This window comes from Rhodococcus spelaei, from assembly GCF_006704125.1.
Lineage (GTDB): Bacteria > Actinomycetota > Actinomycetes > Mycobacteriales > Mycobacteriaceae > Rhodococcus_G > Rhodococcus_G spelaei.
This window is the reverse complement of record NZ_VIGH01000005.1, coordinates 100,137-113,837: the sequence shown is the minus strand read 5'-3', so window position 1 is coordinate 113,837 and position 13,701 is coordinate 100,137. Positions and strand designations below refer to the sequence as shown.

Here is a 13,701-nt window from a genome sequence, read left to right as displayed (position 1 = left end):
GTCATCCTCCTAGGTAACTGGTTGAAAGTTCACGGTCGATTTCCTGCGGGTCGCCGGAGCGAACCACGCGGCCCTGCAGCATCAGCGCCGCGGAGGTGGCAATGGGCAGTACCGCGCGGGCGAACTGCTCGGCCACCAGGATGGACAGGCCCTCGGCAGCCAATTGACCGACGATGTCGTACATCTCGGTGACGACCCGCGGCGCCAGGCCCATCGAGAGCTCGTCGAGCAGCAGCACCGTCGGCGCCGTGCCGAGTGCACGGGACAGGGCGAGCATCTGCTGCTCGCCGCCCGACATCGAGCCGGCGAGCTGGCTGCGCCGCTCCCCGAGCCTCGGGAAGCGTTGGTAAGCAGCGGATTCCAGCTCGTCGAGGCTGTGCCCGGTGCCCGTCGCGACCCACAGGTTCTCGCGCACGGTCAGGTTCGGGAAGACGCCCCGCCCCTCGGGGATCGAGCACACCCCGAGCCTGGCCAGCTGGGATGCGTCCGCGCCGTTGACGACTCGTCCGGCCAGCCGGAACTCGCCCGCCGTCACCGGCTGCAGGCCGGAGCACACCTTCAGCGCGGTGGTCTTGCCGCCGCCGTTGGGCCCGAGCAGCGCGACCACCGAGCCGGGATGCAGCACGAGGTCCACGCCGTGGAGTACCTCGATGGCGCCGTACGCGGACCGCACCCCGGACAGTTCGAGCAGCGGCTCCGGCCCCGTTGCGGCGGAATCCGATTCGGCGACGCTCACCGACGTTGTCATGCCACCGCCTCCGTTCCGATGTAGGCCGCGATGACCGCGGGGTCGTTGCGCACATGCTCGGGTGTGCCGGACGCGATCAACGCGCCGTAGTCGAGCACGTGGATCTGCGAGCACACCTTCATGACCAGCGGCAGGTCGTGCTCGACCAGACAGATGCCGAGGCCGTCCGCGGCCAGCCGGACCAGCAGGTCCGCGAAGTCCTCGGTCTCCTTCTCGGTCTGCCCCGACGCCGGCTCGTCGAGCAGCAGCACCCGCGGATCGGTCATCAGTGCCCGCGCCACCTCGACTACTCGGGCGCGACCGGTCGGGATGTCGGAGACGTCCTTGCCCGCGACGTCGGCCAGTCCGGTCAGCTCGAGCAGCCGGTCGGTCTCGGCCTCGAGGTCCTTGCGGTGCCGCCGCGACCCGGTGCGATGGATGTCCCCGGCCACACGGAGGTTGTCGCGCACCGACAGCGACAGGAACAACTCCAGCCGCTGGAAGGTGCGGGCCAGACCCATGCGGGCCCGCTTGTACGGGGCCTTCGAGGTGACGTCGACGCCGTCGATGAACACCTTGCCCTCGCTGGGCTTCTGCAGGCCGGTGACGGTGTTGAACAACGTCGTCTTGCCGGCACCGTTGGGGCCGATCAGCCCCGTGACGGTGCCGCGCTCGACTGCGATGCTCGCTTCCTTGACCGCGGTGTGCCCGCCGAAGCGGACCGTGATGCCGCGGGTCTCGAGCAGCGGTGTGCCGGTGGACGATTCACCGGACGACGTGGACTCAATGGACGGCATTGACGATCAACTCCTTGGCCTCGGTGGTGTCGATCTCGGGGGCCGCGTGCCGACCCACCGCGACCTCCGCGGATGCCGGCGTCTGTGCCGGCTGCGAACTCGGGCGCTGCGCGGGCAGGCCGAGGTCGCGCTCGACCCTCGCAAGGTCCTCCCCGGAGTACGGCTCGGCGACGCCGATGTCCTCGACCGGCGTGACCTCCCGCGCCTCCAACTCCTCCGCGGTGAGCACCTTCGACGGCATCAGCCATTCACCGACCACCGGCAACGCGAACACCGTGACGATGGTCAGCGAGGCGAACCACCAGTTGTCGAGCACACCGGTCAGCGCCAGCACGTACAGCACCGCCACGAACGCGCCGCCCCCGATGAGCACCGGCTTGGCGCCGGACAGCTTGCGATAGCCCTCGATCACCTGGTGCACGCTGCCGCTGGGGTTCTTTCCGACGCCGATACCGATCAGCGCGGGGCTGACCGCGGCGATGTGGCCGAGCAGCAGGTACAGCCCCTCGAGTTCGGGTTGTGTCTTCGCCAGGTTGTTGAACGAGACCATGATGACGGCGAAGCCCACGCCGGACATGACGCCGCCGAAGAAGGCGCCGCTGACGTAGCCGATGCCTGCGACCACTGTCAGCATCAGCAGCGAGAGGCTGACGATGATGGTGAACGACTCGCCCGAGACCGAACCCATGGCGCTCGACATCAGGATGCCGCCGAGCCCGGCGATCGCCGCCGAGATCATGAACACGCTCAGCTTCAGCTTGACCAGGCTCTGTCCCAGCATCGCCGAGGCGGCCGGGCTGTCCTTCATCGCGGCCAGGCGACGGCCGTAGCCGCTGTTGCGCAACGCGATAACCGCGACGCCGAGCACCGCGAACAGCACCGTCGCCGTCATCAGGAAGGTGGTCTTGTTCTGCAGGTCCAGCGGACCGATCTGCAGTGGCGGGATCACCAGCGAGCCGCCGGTGAACAGCGAGAACTTGTGTCCGAACAGCTCGCGCTCGGTGGTGTCGCGCAGCACCATGTTGCTCAGGAAGACGCCGAACGCCATCGTGGCCAGCGCGAGGTACAACCCGCGTAGCCGCAGCGCGGGCAACGCGACCAGACCACCGACCAGCGCCGCGACCAGCACGCCGAGCACGACACCGACTATGGTGAGCCGCTGCGCCAGACCGGATCCGTTGATGCCGAAGTGGTAGACGACGATCGTGGCCACCGCACCGAACGACAGTGGCGCAAGGTTCAATTCGCCGGCGTAGCCGGTGAGCACCGTCAGCGACAGCGCGATGATCGCGAAGGTGATGCCGATGGTGAGGGTGGAGATCGCGGACTCCACCATCAGCAGCCGGATCAGGTACACGATGACGACCAGCGCGACACCCCAGGCGATCGCCTTGCGAACACTCGGCACGTGGTAGCGCTCCCGGGTCCGCACCGCCGCGCCGCGCAGGCGGTCCTGCGGCAGCACGATCAGCACCACGAACAGCGCGATCATCGGCAGCGACACCCGCAGGTTCGAGGTCCACGTCCAGGTGGTGGGTGCGTACCCGAGCAGGTAGGTACCTGCCAGACCGAGCACCAGCGCACCGACGAAGGTGCGGGGAATGCTCCGGAGCCTGCCGAACATGGCGGCCGCGAACGCGTCGATCACCAACAGCGTCAAGAAGTTTGCCTCGAGGGTGCCACCGCTGATCGGGGTGACCAGGATGCCGGCGAGCACCGCGAGCATGGAACTGAGCGCCCACGAGAAGCCTGCGATCCGCTCGGGGTTGTGCCCGCTGAGCCGCAGCAGGTCCGGGTCGTCGACGACGCCGCGCATGGTCGTGCCCATCCGGGTCCGCGTGAACAGCAGCCGCAGACCGACGGCGATGGCGATCGCGGCGACGAGGCAGATGATTTCGTGCACATGGACGGTGGCACCGAAGAACGAGACCTTCGCGTTGTCACCGAAGAACATCTTCAGGGTGCGCGGATCCTCGGGGTGCCAGAACCACTGTGAGAGGAAGAGCATGCCGAGCATGATCGAGACGGTGACCACGATCTTGGTCACGTCGGCAGTGTCGCGCAGGCCCCGCATGATCAGGAAGTAGAGGGCCAGACCCATCAGCGGTCCGAAGACCCCGAGCACGATCAGCAGTGCCAGCGGGGTCGGGATACCCCACCCGACGCTGAGCTGCCAGTAGAAGAACGCACCGAGCATCGCCTGCGCGCCGTGAGCGAAGTTGAAGATGCCGGAGGTGTTGTAGGTGAGCACCAGCCCGGATGCTGCGATCGCGTACACGGACCCGAGCACCAGGCCCAGGATCGTGAACGTCACGAATGTGTCCATGTGAAGAACCCTCTGTCTTGAGAGATGCGGCGGTGCCGCAGTGGTGCGCTCCCGGAGTCCTGGGACTCCGCAACCGCACCACTGCGGCGGGCCGCGTTACGCCTTGGGCTTGATCACGTTCGGGTTCATGTACTTCGACGAGATGCGGTCGGGGCCGAGGGCCGTTCCCCAGGTCCCCGGGTCCGTCTTGATCAGGTACTTGTCGTTGCACTCGAACTCGCCGGCGGTGGACGGGAACGCCTGGGTGAACTTGTCACCCTTCAGCGAGACCATCAGGCCGCACTTGGCCGGAATGTTTGCACCGGGATCGGTGACCGCGTGCAGTCCGCCTGCGTCCCACTTGTGGATCTTGGAGAGCTCGTCGACCATGCACTGACGGGTCAGGTCCGATCCGCATTCCTTCGCCGCGGTCGCCCACAGCAGGAACGAAGAGGTGGACTGCATGCCCAGCAGCGCGGTCTTACCGCCCTTGGCGGAGACCAGATCCTGGTACTTCTTGACCGCCGGCACCTTGTCGGCGTTCTCCAGCATCTGGAAGGTCATGTCTGCGTTCAGGTTGTCGAGGACGCCGCTGTCCTTGTTGAACTGCTGCGCGGCGTTTCCGTACCAGGTGGCCTCACCGAAGATGATCGGGTCGATGCCGACCTGCTGGACGGCCTTGAAGAAGTTGAACTCGGCCGGCACCGGCGAACGCGAGGTCCACAGACCCTTGACGCCGCACTGCTTGTACTTCTCCGCGAACGGCACGTAGCTGGGTTCACCCTGGTAGTTGAGGGTGACGCCGCAGTCCTTGAGCTTGAACCCAGCGGCCTCCGCCATCGACCGGGTCTTGGCCAGCGACGTAACGATCGTCGGCATGGTGGAGCCGACCAGATCGAAGTCGTTCTTCAGGTCCGGGTGCATCTGCCCCATCTGGAACCAGGCCGCCGCGTTCGCGTAGTCCACAGGGAAGGGCACGCCCTGGTAGGTCATCGGGCCGTTCGCCGCATCGGGCGAGACGGTGAAACCGGGGACGGCGGCCAGGTTGCACGCGACCCGCGTCTGCTCGGCGGTCTGGTCCATCGCGAAGCCGTTCCCGACCATCATGAACTGGGACCCGCAGGCCTCCTGCATGACCGTGTTGGCGTTGGTCATCGCGGCGTCGTAGTCGGTGCCGACGACCTTGCGGCCGTTGATGCCGCCCTGCTGGTTACACCAGTCGATCATCGCGGAGACAGCGTCGGACATCTCCTTGTTCAGTCCGGGGCTCTGCGCGAAACCGCGGTCGTCGCCGTACCCGATCTTGATCTCGGTGTCGCTGACGCCCTGATCGGTGGAGCCCTTCGCGTCACCCTTGCCGCACGGCGAGTCCAGAGTGCCGAACTTCGCGTCCGAGGCCGAAGCCGAGGCGGAGCCACCCGATCCGCTGCCCGAGGACGGAACGCCGGCGTCGCCGCCGCGATCCGACGCGCAGGCCGAGACCAATGCTGCCGAGAGAGCGAGGGCCGCCACAAGCTTGGCGGTCTTCTTTGGTTTCACGTTCGGTGTCTCCATTTCTTCGTGCGGTCGAGAGACGTGTTCTGCGTCACTCGATGCGGGGAAACTAGTCAGCGCGGCCGAGTCCGCATTCGACATGTCCCGCTCAGTGAGACCTCGCGGTGACGGTCGCCACACCGATCTCAGCCTGTGACGATCCGCACCGGATCGGAGGGGGTAACGGACCTGCGCACCGGATATCGGGGCGAGCCCGGACGCTGACGCGCGGCATGTGCCGGAAAGCACGCCCGAACAGCGGGGACTGACTCGACTTTTACGCCGCCGTAACGGAAGATCAAGGCTTGTGAACGCGGAACTCATCGTTCTTCTCGTCGTGGTCGTCACAGCCCTCGGGTTCGACTTCACCAACGGCTTCCACGACACCGGCAACGCGATGGCAACGTCCATCGCGACCGGGGCTCTTCGACCGAAGGTCGCGGTGGCGCTGTCCGCAACGCTGAACCTGGTCGGCGCGTTCCTGTCAGTCGAGGTCGCCGCCACCGTCGCCAAGGGCGTGGTGAACCTCGGCACCGTCAGCGGTGAAGCCTTGCTGTTCATCGTGTTCGCCGGACTCGTCGGCGGCATCATCTGGAACCTGGCGACGTGGCTGTTCGGCATCCCGTCGAGTTCCTCGCACGCACTGTTCGGTGGGCTGATCGGCGCGGCCATCGCCGCGCTCGGCATGAACGGCGTCGAGTGGTCGGGCGTACTGAGCAAGGTGATCGTCCCCGCGGTCCTCGCGCCGGTGGTCGCCGGACTGGTCGCGGCCAGCGGCACCTGGCTGATCTACCGCATCACCTCCGGGGTGCGTGAGGACACGAAGGAGTCCGGGTTCCGGCTCGGCCAGATCGGTTCCGCCTCCCTGGTCTCGCTCGCCCACGGCACCAACGACGCCCAGAAGACGATGGGCGTGATCTTCCTGGCGCTCGTCGCGCACGGCACCATCACGGCGGACTCGGAGATGCCGTTCTGGGTCAAGCTCAGCTGCGCGGTCGCCATCGCACTCGGCACCTACCTCGGCGGGTGGCGGGTGATCCGCACGCTCGGCAAGGGGCTGGTCGAGATCGCAGCCCCGCAGGGCATGGCCGCCGAGGCCTCCTCGGCCGCGATCATCCTCACCTCGAGCCACCTCGGCCTGCCGCTGTCGACCACCCACGTCGCGACCGGCTCGATCATGGGCACCGGGCTCGGCCGTCGCGGCGCCGAGGTGCGCTGGGGTGTGGCCGGACGGATGGCGGTCGCCTGGCTGATCACCCTGCCGTCGGCGGCGCTCGTCGGGGCGATCTGCTGGGGCATCGCCCACCTGATCGGCGGACTACCCGGCGTGCTGGTGGTGTTCGCGATCCTGCTGGTCCTGGCCGGCCTGATGTACGTCCGCTCGCGGCGTCAACCGATCGATCCGAGCAACGTCAACGCCGACTGGGCCGGTGGGCTCGAGCCCGCCGACGTCGCCGCCGAGATCCCCGCTCCCCCCGCCGCCCCGGCCCCCGCTCCCGCACCGGCCCCGGCCGCGGCGCGGGTCGAGCGGTCCAGCAACGTGAAGGCCTGAGTATGGATCTGCTGACGAAAACACTCGATTCGCTGTGGCAGGTGGTCCTGGTCGGCCTCCTCCTCGGCGCCGGACTTCCCGCCCTGTTCGCCTTCGGACTGCGACTGCTCGGGTCGGGCACGACCGCGACCACCGAGGCGGGCAGCGCAACCACCACCCGCAGTCCGCTCGCCGTGGCCGGAGCGGTGACCTGCTTCGCCGTCGTGGTGATCGCCATCGTGACCGGCATCCTGTTCATCATGTCGGACTTCCTCGGCAACACTTTCGGCATCGAACTGTTCTAACGTTCGAACCGTTCCACCCGTCGAACTGTTCTGACATCGGCCCCGGAGTCGAGAGGCAACGTTTGTGACCAGCGCCAAACCGTCGTTTCCACTGTCGGTCATCAAGTGGCTGCGCGCCGGCTACCCCCAGGGCGTCCCACCCAAGGACCGGATCCCGCTCGTCGCCCTGCTGCACCGGAAGCTGAGCGCCGAGCAGATCAAGGACGTCGCCGTTGCGCTCGCCGAGGCCCGCGGCGAGGGCCAGGACCCCGTGATCACCCGGAACGAGATCGGCGAGCTGATCGAGCAGACGACCCGCAGTGCGCCGTCGGACGGCGACATCGCGCGGGTGGCCTCGGTGCTCGCCGCCGCCGGCTGGCCGCTCGCGGACCCGTCCCCGCTGGTCGACCCCGAACCGCCGACCGATTCCGACCCGGCGAAGTAGAAGGGACAGCACCCGTGGCCCTTCCTCCGCTTCTCACCTCGATACTCGGCTGGTTGCGCGCCGGGTATCCCAACGGTGTGCCCGAACAGGACTACATTCCGCTGATCGCGCTGCTGCGACGCCGGCTCTCCGACGACGAGGTCCGCACCGTCACCGATGCACTGATGAACCAGGCCTCCTCGCACATCGACAGGATCGACATCGGCGTGCTGATCACCAAGGTGACCGACGAGATGCCGCTCGAGTCCGACGTGGAACGGGTCCGGGCTCACCTCGCGGCGGGTGGTTGGCCGCTCGACGATCCGACGAACCCGACGTAGCGTCACCCGCCCCCTCGACACTGATACCCCCGCCGCCGCAGCTGTGCCGGGGGTATCAGTGTCAGCGGGGAGCGGGTCACATCGAGAGGATGCGCAGCACCAGCGCGGCGACTGCGATCAGGCCGAGCATCGCCGGCGGCGCGATCGCGTGGTCACCCGCCCGCAGGTGCGCGGCGACGGCGCTGACGAAGTACAGGATCAGGCCGATCGCCGCCGCGATACCGATCGCCGGGATCGCGAGTCCGACGAGCAGTCCGAGCGCACCGGCCAACTTGACCACGCCGAGGCGCGGGATCCATGCCTCGGGGACGCCGAGTCCGGTCAGACCCTCGACCAGTTTCTGGTTGCGCGTGATGTCGGCGTAGGCGGAACCGCTGACCGCGAGGGCCAGGATCACGGCGACGACGGCGTAGGCAATGAACATGTCTTGACTCCAATGATATGTGCGAAACAATCGTTGAAAGCTATCAACGATTCTTTCACTTCCACAATTCTTCCGCTGATACGGTGGTGGGATGCGAGCAGTACCTGACCCCGGCGCCCCCACCGACCGCCTCGGGTTCCTGCTCGCCCTGCGCGGCGAGGCCACCAGCGCCCGGATCCGCGGCGCCCTCGCAGTCGCCGGCTTGTCCCCGCGCCACGCCCTGACGTTGCTGCATCTCGGCTCCGGACCGATGAGTCAGCGTGGGCTCGCCGACACCCTCGAGGTCGACCCCAGCCAGCTCGTCGCGATCCTCAACGATCTCGAGCGCGACGGACAACTCGAACGCCGGCGCGATCCGGCCGACCGGCGCCGCCACATCGTGGAACTCACCGAGTCCGGCACGGCGACGCTCCGGGCGATGGACACGGCGCTCGACGAGGCGGAACGTGAACTGTTCTCCGCCCTCTCCGGGCCCGACCGGGCCGCGCTGCGCAACCTGCTCGAGCGGGTCTCGGCCACCGACCGTCGCGAGTGCACGGAGGACTGAGGCGGTGCCCGGCCTACTGCAGACCCTGCCCGTCCCGTCCGGTCCGGCGGCCGCCGAGGCTCTCCCGATGCTCGATCGCGCACTGTCCGGCGGTGGCGAGGCCCTGCTGCCCGTGCCCGCGGGCGACGGCCGCGAGATCGCCCGACTGACCGACGCGCTGCGCCCCGGCGAACCGATCGACGACTCGATCGCACTGGTCGTCGCGACGTCCGGAACCACCGGAATCCCCAAGGGCGCCATGCTCACCGCTGCCGCGCTGCGAGCCAGCGGCGAGGCCACCCACGCCCGGGTCGGCGGACCCGGATCGTGGCTGTTGGCGCTGCCGCCGCATCACATCGCCGGGCTGCAGGTCCTGCTGCGCGGCCTCCTCGCGGGCACCGAACCGGTAATCGTCGACGTGGCACGGGGTTTCGATCCAGCCGCACTGCCCGCGGCGGTCGCGACGATGACCGGACCGCGGCGGTACACCTCGCTGGTGCCAACCCAGCTGGTCAAGGCCCTCGACCATCCCGGTGCGACCGCGGCGCTCGCCGAACTCGACGCCGTCCTGCTCGGCGGGGCCGCCACGCCCGCACCGGTGCTCGCCCGCGCCGTCGCCGCGGGCATCACGGTGGTGCGCACCTACGGGATGAGTGAAACGTGCGGCGGCTGCGTGTACGACGGCGTGCCCCTGGACGGGGTGCGGGTGCGGATCGCGGAGGACGCCAGGGTGCTGCTCGGCGGTCCGGTGCTGGCCTCGGGATACCGCAGGCTCCCCGACCATCCTGCGTTCGCGGAGCCTGGCTGGTTCCGCACCGACGACTCCGGCACCGTGACCGACGGGGTGCTGCGCGTCCTGGGCCGGCTCGACGAGGCGATCTCCACCGGCGGGCTGACCGTGGTCCCGCAGGTGGTCGAGGCTGCGCTGGCCGGTCATCCCGCGGTCGCGGAGTGCGCGGTGGTCGGACTACCGGACCCCCGGTTGGGCCAGAGGGTGGTCGTGGCGGTGGTGCCCACGCCGGGCGCCACGCCGACACTTGCCGAACTGCGCGCACACGTCGAGGCCACCCTCGACCCGACCGCGGCACCGCGCGAGCTGCACCTGCTCGACGCGCTGCCGGTGCGCGGGCCCGGCAAGGTGGACCGCCGAGCACTGGCCGCGAGGTTGTCCGCGCCCCGATGACCAAGGGCTGAGCGGGAACTGACGGTTCGCCGTCGATCCTGGGACGAGCCGCGGGTTCCCGTTCGATCTGTCAGCGGGGCCCGATACCGCGCAGCACCGTGGTCACCAGCGCGCCGACCTGCTCGTCGCCCGGTTCCTCGGGCAGGGGCTGCTCACCGCGCAGCAGGCCGCGCAGGACGAGGTCGTGCCACGCACCGCTGATCATCGCCACCGCGGCGTCGACGTCGGCGCCGCGGTCCACCCTCCCGAGCTCGCGCTCGCCGCGCAGGTAGTCGGCAAGGACCACCCGCAACGACGGCACGTCGCCTTCGCCGGATGCATACGCGGACAACACCTTCGGCTGAGCCAGCGCCCCGGCGAAGGCGGGCAGGATCGCGCGGTGCAGGGCGAAGCCGCGACGCACCAGCGTCCGCAGGTTCTCCGCGACGACGCCGGCTCCGGCCGTGGGCACCGCACCCACGAGGCCCGCCTCGACCGCGCGCACGTGCGCGCCGAGTCCGAGCGCGAGGAGCTCCTCCTTGTTCGCGAAGTGGTTGTAGAGCACCCCGTCCGCGACCTCGGCCTCCCGGGCGATGTCGCGGACCGTCACGCCGGCGGTGCCGCGCCGCGCGATCAATCGCTCGGCGGCCGCGATCAGGTGTTCGCGCAGGCTCGCGTCGCCGGGTACGGCGGCCGCTCTTCTCGGTGACATCGCGGTCAATCGTAGGCTGCGCCTCGGGCTGCCTACGTCGGAGTCAGGGCCGCACCGCCTGCACCAGCCAGGCGGTGCCGCGCAGCCGGACCGCGTCGTCACGCTCGAACGGCCGCAGCGCAGCGGTGAGCGCGCGGCGCAGCCGGTCGGTCGCGGCGGCGTCGGCCTCGCGCAGCGCGAACCGGACCGGCCCCCAGTTGCCGAGGAACTCGGCGGCGTCGACGGCGTCGCGACCCCACACCTGCTCGGCCGACGCCGGGGTCACCCGCACGGAGTCGAACCCGGCCGCGGCGAGCACCTCCTCGATACGCGCGGGGTCGGCCAGCGAGGTCGGTCCGGTGTGCGACTCGTCCGGCCGCCAGGGCAGGAGGTCCGCAACCGCGCCGAGCACGGTGCCGAGGTCGTCGCGCAGGCCGCGCATGCTCAGGAAAGCGATCCGGCCGCCCGGCCGCAGCGCACGTCGGATGTTCGCGAACGCGGCGACCGGATCGGCGAAGAACATGATGCCGAACCGGCTGAGGGCGACGTCGAACTCGGCGTCGACGAAGGGGTACACCTGCGCATCCCCGCGGACGAACGAGACGTTCCCGATCCCCTCCGCCTGCGCGGTTGCGCGCGCCCGCGCCAGCATCGGCTCCGACAGGTCCAGACCGGTCGTGTGACCGCCCGCCGCAGCCCGGGCGGCGAGCCGGGCGGTCTGCCCGTTTCCGCAGCCGACATCGAGGACGCGGTCGCGCTCCCCGGGCGCGGCCGCGGCCAGCAAGGCGTCGTTGAAACCGATGTTGACCTGGTCGTACCGGTCCTGATTGGCGGCCCAGTGGTCACCCTCGTAGCCATTCCAGGCCTCGGCCTGTGCGGTGTTGACGATCGCGTCCATCGAACCCTCCTCATTATGAATGACCATTCATGAACACATGTTCATAATGTGGCTCGCCTCTCGCCCTGTCAACAGCGCGCATGCACGGCGCAAGGGGCATGCAAGTGGCGGGCCGCAAGGTGGTGACAACACCGATCCGAGAGGACACACACATGAACCTCACCGCTCCCCCCGCCATCGAGGCGGTCGGGCTGGTCAAGCGCTTCGGCGACAGCGTCGCCGTCGACGGCGTCAGCCTCACCGTCCCGACCGGCACCGTCTACGGCGTCCTCGGCCCCAACGGCGCCGGCAAGACCACCACCGTCCGGATGCTCGCCACCCTGCTGCGGCCGGACGCCGGGCAGGCCCGGATCTTCGGCCACGACGTGGTCCGCGAGTCGACGGCCGTGCGGTCGCTGGTCGGGGTCACCGGCCAGTACGCCTCCGTCGACGAGGACCTGTCCGCCACCGAGAACCTGGTGATCTTCTCCAGGCTGCTCGGACTCTCCCGCACCGAAGCCAAGCGCAAGGCCACCGAACTGCTCGAGGAGTTCGACCTCGTGGAGGCCGCGAGCAAGCCGCTGAAGAACTTCTCCGGCGGCATGCGCAGGCGCCTCGACCTCGCTGCCAGCCTGATCTCGCACCCGCCGCTGCTGTTCCTCGACGAACCGACGACCGGACTCGACCCGCGTACCCGCGCCCAGATGTGGGAGACCATCCGCAGGCTCGTCGCGGAGGGCTCCACGGTGCTGCTCACCACCCAGTACCTCGACGAGGCCGACCAACTCGCCGACCGGATCGCGGTCATCGACCGCGGCAAGGTCATCGCCGACGGCACCGCCGACGAACTGAAGGCCTCCGTCGGGGTGTCCTCACTGCAACTCAAACTCGTCGACAAGACGCGGGTCGACCAGACCCGGTCGCTGCTCGTCGAGTCGCTCGGCGTCGAGGTCGCGATCACGCCGGAGGCGGGCCGGCTCACCGCTCCGATGACCGATCCGTCGGTCACGCCCGAACTGCTGATCCGGTTGCGCGAGCACGGGATCGACGTGGACGAGATCACCGTCAGCAAGCCGAGTCTCGACGAGGTCTTCCTCACCATCACCGGCCACGGAGCCGACGAATCCGATTCCACCGCAGCCGAATCCGACACCGAACGGAGCGTGGCATGACCACCACCACCCTCGCACCCGAGACCAGGGCCGCACACCCCAGCTCGCCGCCCTTCATGCGCTCGATCAGCCTGAGCCAGTCCGTCTCGAACTCGCTGACCATGGCGTACCGCGGACTGCTCAAGCTCAAGTACAACCCCGAGCAACTGTTCGACGTGGTGATCCAGCCGCTGATCTTCACGGTGATGTTCACCTACATCTTCGGCGGCGCGGTCTCCGGCGACGTCAAGTCGTACCTGCCTATCATCATCCCCGGCATTCTCGTGCAGACCGTCGTCACCGCCTCCATCGTCACGGGCACCCAGTTGCGGGAGGACATGGACAAGGGCGTGTTCGACCGCTTCAGATCCCTTCCCATCGCACGCATCTCACCGCTCGCGGGGGCGCTGCTGTCCGACGTGGTTCGCTACGCCATCGCCACCACCATCACCTTCGCGATGGGCATGGCGATCGGTTACCGCCCGCAGGGCGGCGTGGTCGGCATCGTCGCGGCCGGCCTGCTGGTGATGGTGTGCGCCTTCGCGATCAGCTGGATCTTCGCGTTGATGGGTGTGCTGATGAACAAGGCCTCTGCGGTACAGGGCATCTCGATGCTGGTCCTGTTCCCGCTCACCTTCATGTCCAACGCCTTCGTCCCCGCCGACACCATGCCCGGCTGGATGCAGGCCTTCGTCAAGGTCAACCCGGTCTCGCACCTGGTGACCGCGGTCCGTGAACTCGTCAACGACGGTCACTTCGGCATCCACGTGGTGTGGTCACTGCTCGGCGCCGCCGTCATCATCGCCGTGATGGCGCCGCTGACTGTCCGCGCCTACATGCGCGAGGCGTAGTCGCGGCTGCGCCGCCCGTGCGCGCGTTTCACCCCGGTTGGGGTGAAACGCGCGCACAGTGGCGTCAGCCACCACCG

At 68.8% G+C, this 13,701-nt stretch carries 15 protein-coding genes; 8 read left to right on the top strand and 7 right to left on the bottom strand.

What is annotated here, in order from left to right; translation table 11 throughout:
* Nucleotide 1 precedes the first annotated feature (1 nt).
* From FK531_RS12645 to FK531_RS12630, 4 genes are all read right to left on the bottom strand, one after another.
* Nucleotides 2-748: an ABC transporter ATP-binding protein gene (locus FK531_RS12645; protein WP_142099827.1), complete on the bottom strand. Its 747-nt coding sequence runs from the start codon at nt 746-748 to the stop codon at nt 2-4.
* Nucleotides 745-1,524, bottom strand: a complete 780-nt coding sequence (locus tag FK531_RS12640; RefSeq protein WP_142099825.1) for an ABC transporter ATP-binding protein — start codon at nt 1,522-1,524, stop codon at nt 745-747. Before FK531_RS12640 ends, FK531_RS12645 begins: the two co-directional genes overlap by 4 nt.
* On the bottom strand, nt 1,511-3,850 hold the full coding sequence (locus FK531_RS12635; RefSeq protein ID WP_142099823.1) for a branched-chain amino acid ABC transporter permease: 2,340 nt from the start codon (nt 3,848-3,850) through the stop codon (nt 1,511-1,513). The genes FK531_RS12640 and FK531_RS12635 overlap by 14 nt, the downstream gene beginning before the upstream one ends.
* Nucleotides 3,851-3,946: 96 nt before the next feature.
* Entirely contained in the window at nt 3,947-5,383 is a 1,437-nt protein-coding gene (locus FK531_RS12630) for an ABC transporter substrate-binding protein (protein WP_142099821.1), read from the bottom strand.
* A 286-nt stretch (nt 5,384-5,669) separates the two neighbouring features.
* Here FK531_RS12630 and FK531_RS12625 point away from each other — a divergent pair, with 286 nt between their 5' ends.
* From FK531_RS12625 to FK531_RS12610, 4 genes are all read left to right on the top strand, one after another.
* A complete protein-coding gene (locus FK531_RS12625) occupies nt 5,670-6,914 on the top strand; it encodes an inorganic phosphate transporter (protein ID WP_142099820.1) in 1,245 nt (414 codons plus the stop codon).
* 2 nt (nt 6,915-6,916) lie between these two features.
* On the top strand, nt 6,917-7,198 hold the full coding sequence (locus FK531_RS12620; protein ID WP_142099818.1) for a hypothetical protein: 282 nt from the start codon (nt 6,917-6,919) through the stop codon (nt 7,196-7,198).
* A gap of 64 nt (nt 7,199-7,262) precedes the next feature.
* Nucleotides 7,263-7,622, top strand: a complete 360-nt coding sequence (locus FK531_RS12615; RefSeq protein WP_142099816.1) for a DUF3349 domain-containing protein — start codon at nt 7,263-7,265, stop codon at nt 7,620-7,622.
* 14 nt (nt 7,623-7,636) lie between these two features.
* Complete coding sequence (locus tag FK531_RS12610) at nt 7,637-7,942, top strand: DUF3349 domain-containing protein (RefSeq protein ID WP_142099814.1); 306 nt, start codon at nt 7,637-7,639, stop codon at nt 7,940-7,942.
* 76 nt (nt 7,943-8,018) lie between these two features.
* Here the strand turns inward: FK531_RS12610 and FK531_RS12605 are convergent, their stop codons facing one another.
* Entirely contained in the window at nt 8,019-8,366 is a 348-nt protein-coding gene (locus FK531_RS12605) for a DoxX family protein (protein WP_142099812.1), read from the bottom strand.
* Nucleotides 8,367-8,457: 91 nt separating this feature from the next.
* Here FK531_RS12605 and FK531_RS12600 point away from each other — a divergent pair, with 91 nt between their 5' ends.
* Nucleotides 8,458-8,913 (top strand): MarR family winged helix-turn-helix transcriptional regulator, encoded by a 456-nt coding sequence (locus FK531_RS12600; protein WP_142099810.1) that lies wholly within the window; start codon nt 8,458-8,460, stop codon nt 8,911-8,913.
* A 67-nt stretch (nt 8,914-8,980) separates the two neighbouring features.
* Nucleotides 8,981-10,075 carry an o-succinylbenzoate--CoA ligase gene (menE, locus tag FK531_RS12595; RefSeq protein ID WP_220126950.1) on the top strand — a complete coding sequence of 365 codons (1,095 nt, stop codon included), beginning with the start codon at nt 8,981-8,983 and terminating at the stop codon, nt 10,073-10,075.
* 70 nt (nt 10,076-10,145) lie between these two features.
* On the opposite strand, the gene FK531_RS12590 is transcribed toward menE, so the two are convergent.
* Nucleotides 10,146-10,766, bottom strand: a complete 621-nt coding sequence (locus tag FK531_RS12590) for a TetR/AcrR family transcriptional regulator (RefSeq protein WP_142099806.1) — start codon at nt 10,764-10,766, stop codon at nt 10,146-10,148.
* Between the two features lie 43 nt (nt 10,767-10,809).
* Nucleotides 10,810-11,643, bottom strand: coding sequence for a class I SAM-dependent methyltransferase (locus tag FK531_RS12585; protein WP_142099804.1), 834 nt, complete (start codon nt 11,641-11,643; stop codon nt 10,810-10,812).
* A 152-nt stretch (nt 11,644-11,795) separates the two neighbouring features.
* Here FK531_RS12585 and FK531_RS12580 point away from each other — a divergent pair, with 152 nt between their 5' ends.
* Nucleotides 11,796-12,794, top strand: a complete 999-nt coding sequence (locus FK531_RS12580; protein WP_142099802.1) for an ATP-binding cassette domain-containing protein — start codon at nt 11,796-11,798, stop codon at nt 12,792-12,794.
* A gap of 56 nt (nt 12,795-12,850) precedes the next feature.
* The gene (locus FK531_RS12575; RefSeq protein WP_246098145.1) at nt 12,851-13,624 is read left to right on the top strand and encodes an ABC transporter permease; all 774 of its coding nucleotides are present in this window, start codon (nt 12,851-12,853) and stop codon (nt 13,622-13,624) included.
* The last annotated feature ends 77 nt before the right edge of the window (nt 13,625-13,701 follow it).

Excerpts from the sequence above, each read along its gene's own strand:
- FK531_RS12645 (WP_142099827.1), bottom strand. The coding sequence starts at position 748 with ATGACAACGTCGGTGAGCGTCGCCGAATCGGATTCCGCCGCAACGGGG.
- FK531_RS12640 (WP_142099825.1), bottom strand. The coding sequence starts at position 1,524 with ATGCCGTCCATTGAGTCCACGTCGTCCGGTGAATCGTCCACCGGCACA.
- FK531_RS12635 (WP_142099823.1), bottom strand. The coding sequence starts at position 3,850 with ATGGACACATTCGTGACGTTCACGATCCTGGGCCTGGTGCTCGGGTCC.
- FK531_RS12630 (WP_142099821.1), bottom strand. The coding sequence starts at position 5,383 with ATGGAGACACCGAACGTGAAACCAAAGAAGACCGCCAAGCTTGTGGCG.
- FK531_RS12620 (WP_142099818.1), top strand. The coding sequence starts at position 6,917 with ATGGATCTGCTGACGAAAACACTCGATTCGCTGTGGCAGGTGGTCCTG.
- FK531_RS12605 (WP_142099812.1), bottom strand. The coding sequence starts at position 8,366 with ATGTTCATTGCCTACGCCGTCGTCGCCGTGATCCTGGCCCTCGCGGTC.
- FK531_RS12600 (WP_142099810.1), top strand. The coding sequence starts at position 8,458 with ATGCGAGCAGTACCTGACCCCGGCGCCCCCACCGACCGCCTCGGGTTC.
- menE (WP_220126950.1), top strand. The coding sequence starts at position 8,981 with ATGCTCGATCGCGCACTGTCCGGCGGTGGCGAGGCCCTGCTGCCCGTG.
- FK531_RS12590 (WP_142099806.1), bottom strand. The coding sequence starts at position 10,766 with ATGTCACCGAGAAGAGCGGCCGCCGTACCCGGCGACGCGAGCCTGCGC.
- FK531_RS12585 (WP_142099804.1), bottom strand. The coding sequence starts at position 11,643 with ATGGACGCGATCGTCAACACCGCACAGGCCGAGGCCTGGAATGGCTAC.
- FK531_RS12580 (WP_142099802.1), top strand. The coding sequence starts at position 11,796 with ATGAACCTCACCGCTCCCCCCGCCATCGAGGCGGTCGGGCTGGTCAAG.
- FK531_RS12575 (WP_246098145.1), top strand. The coding sequence starts at position 12,851 with ATGCGCTCGATCAGCCTGAGCCAGTCCGTCTCGAACTCGCTGACCATG.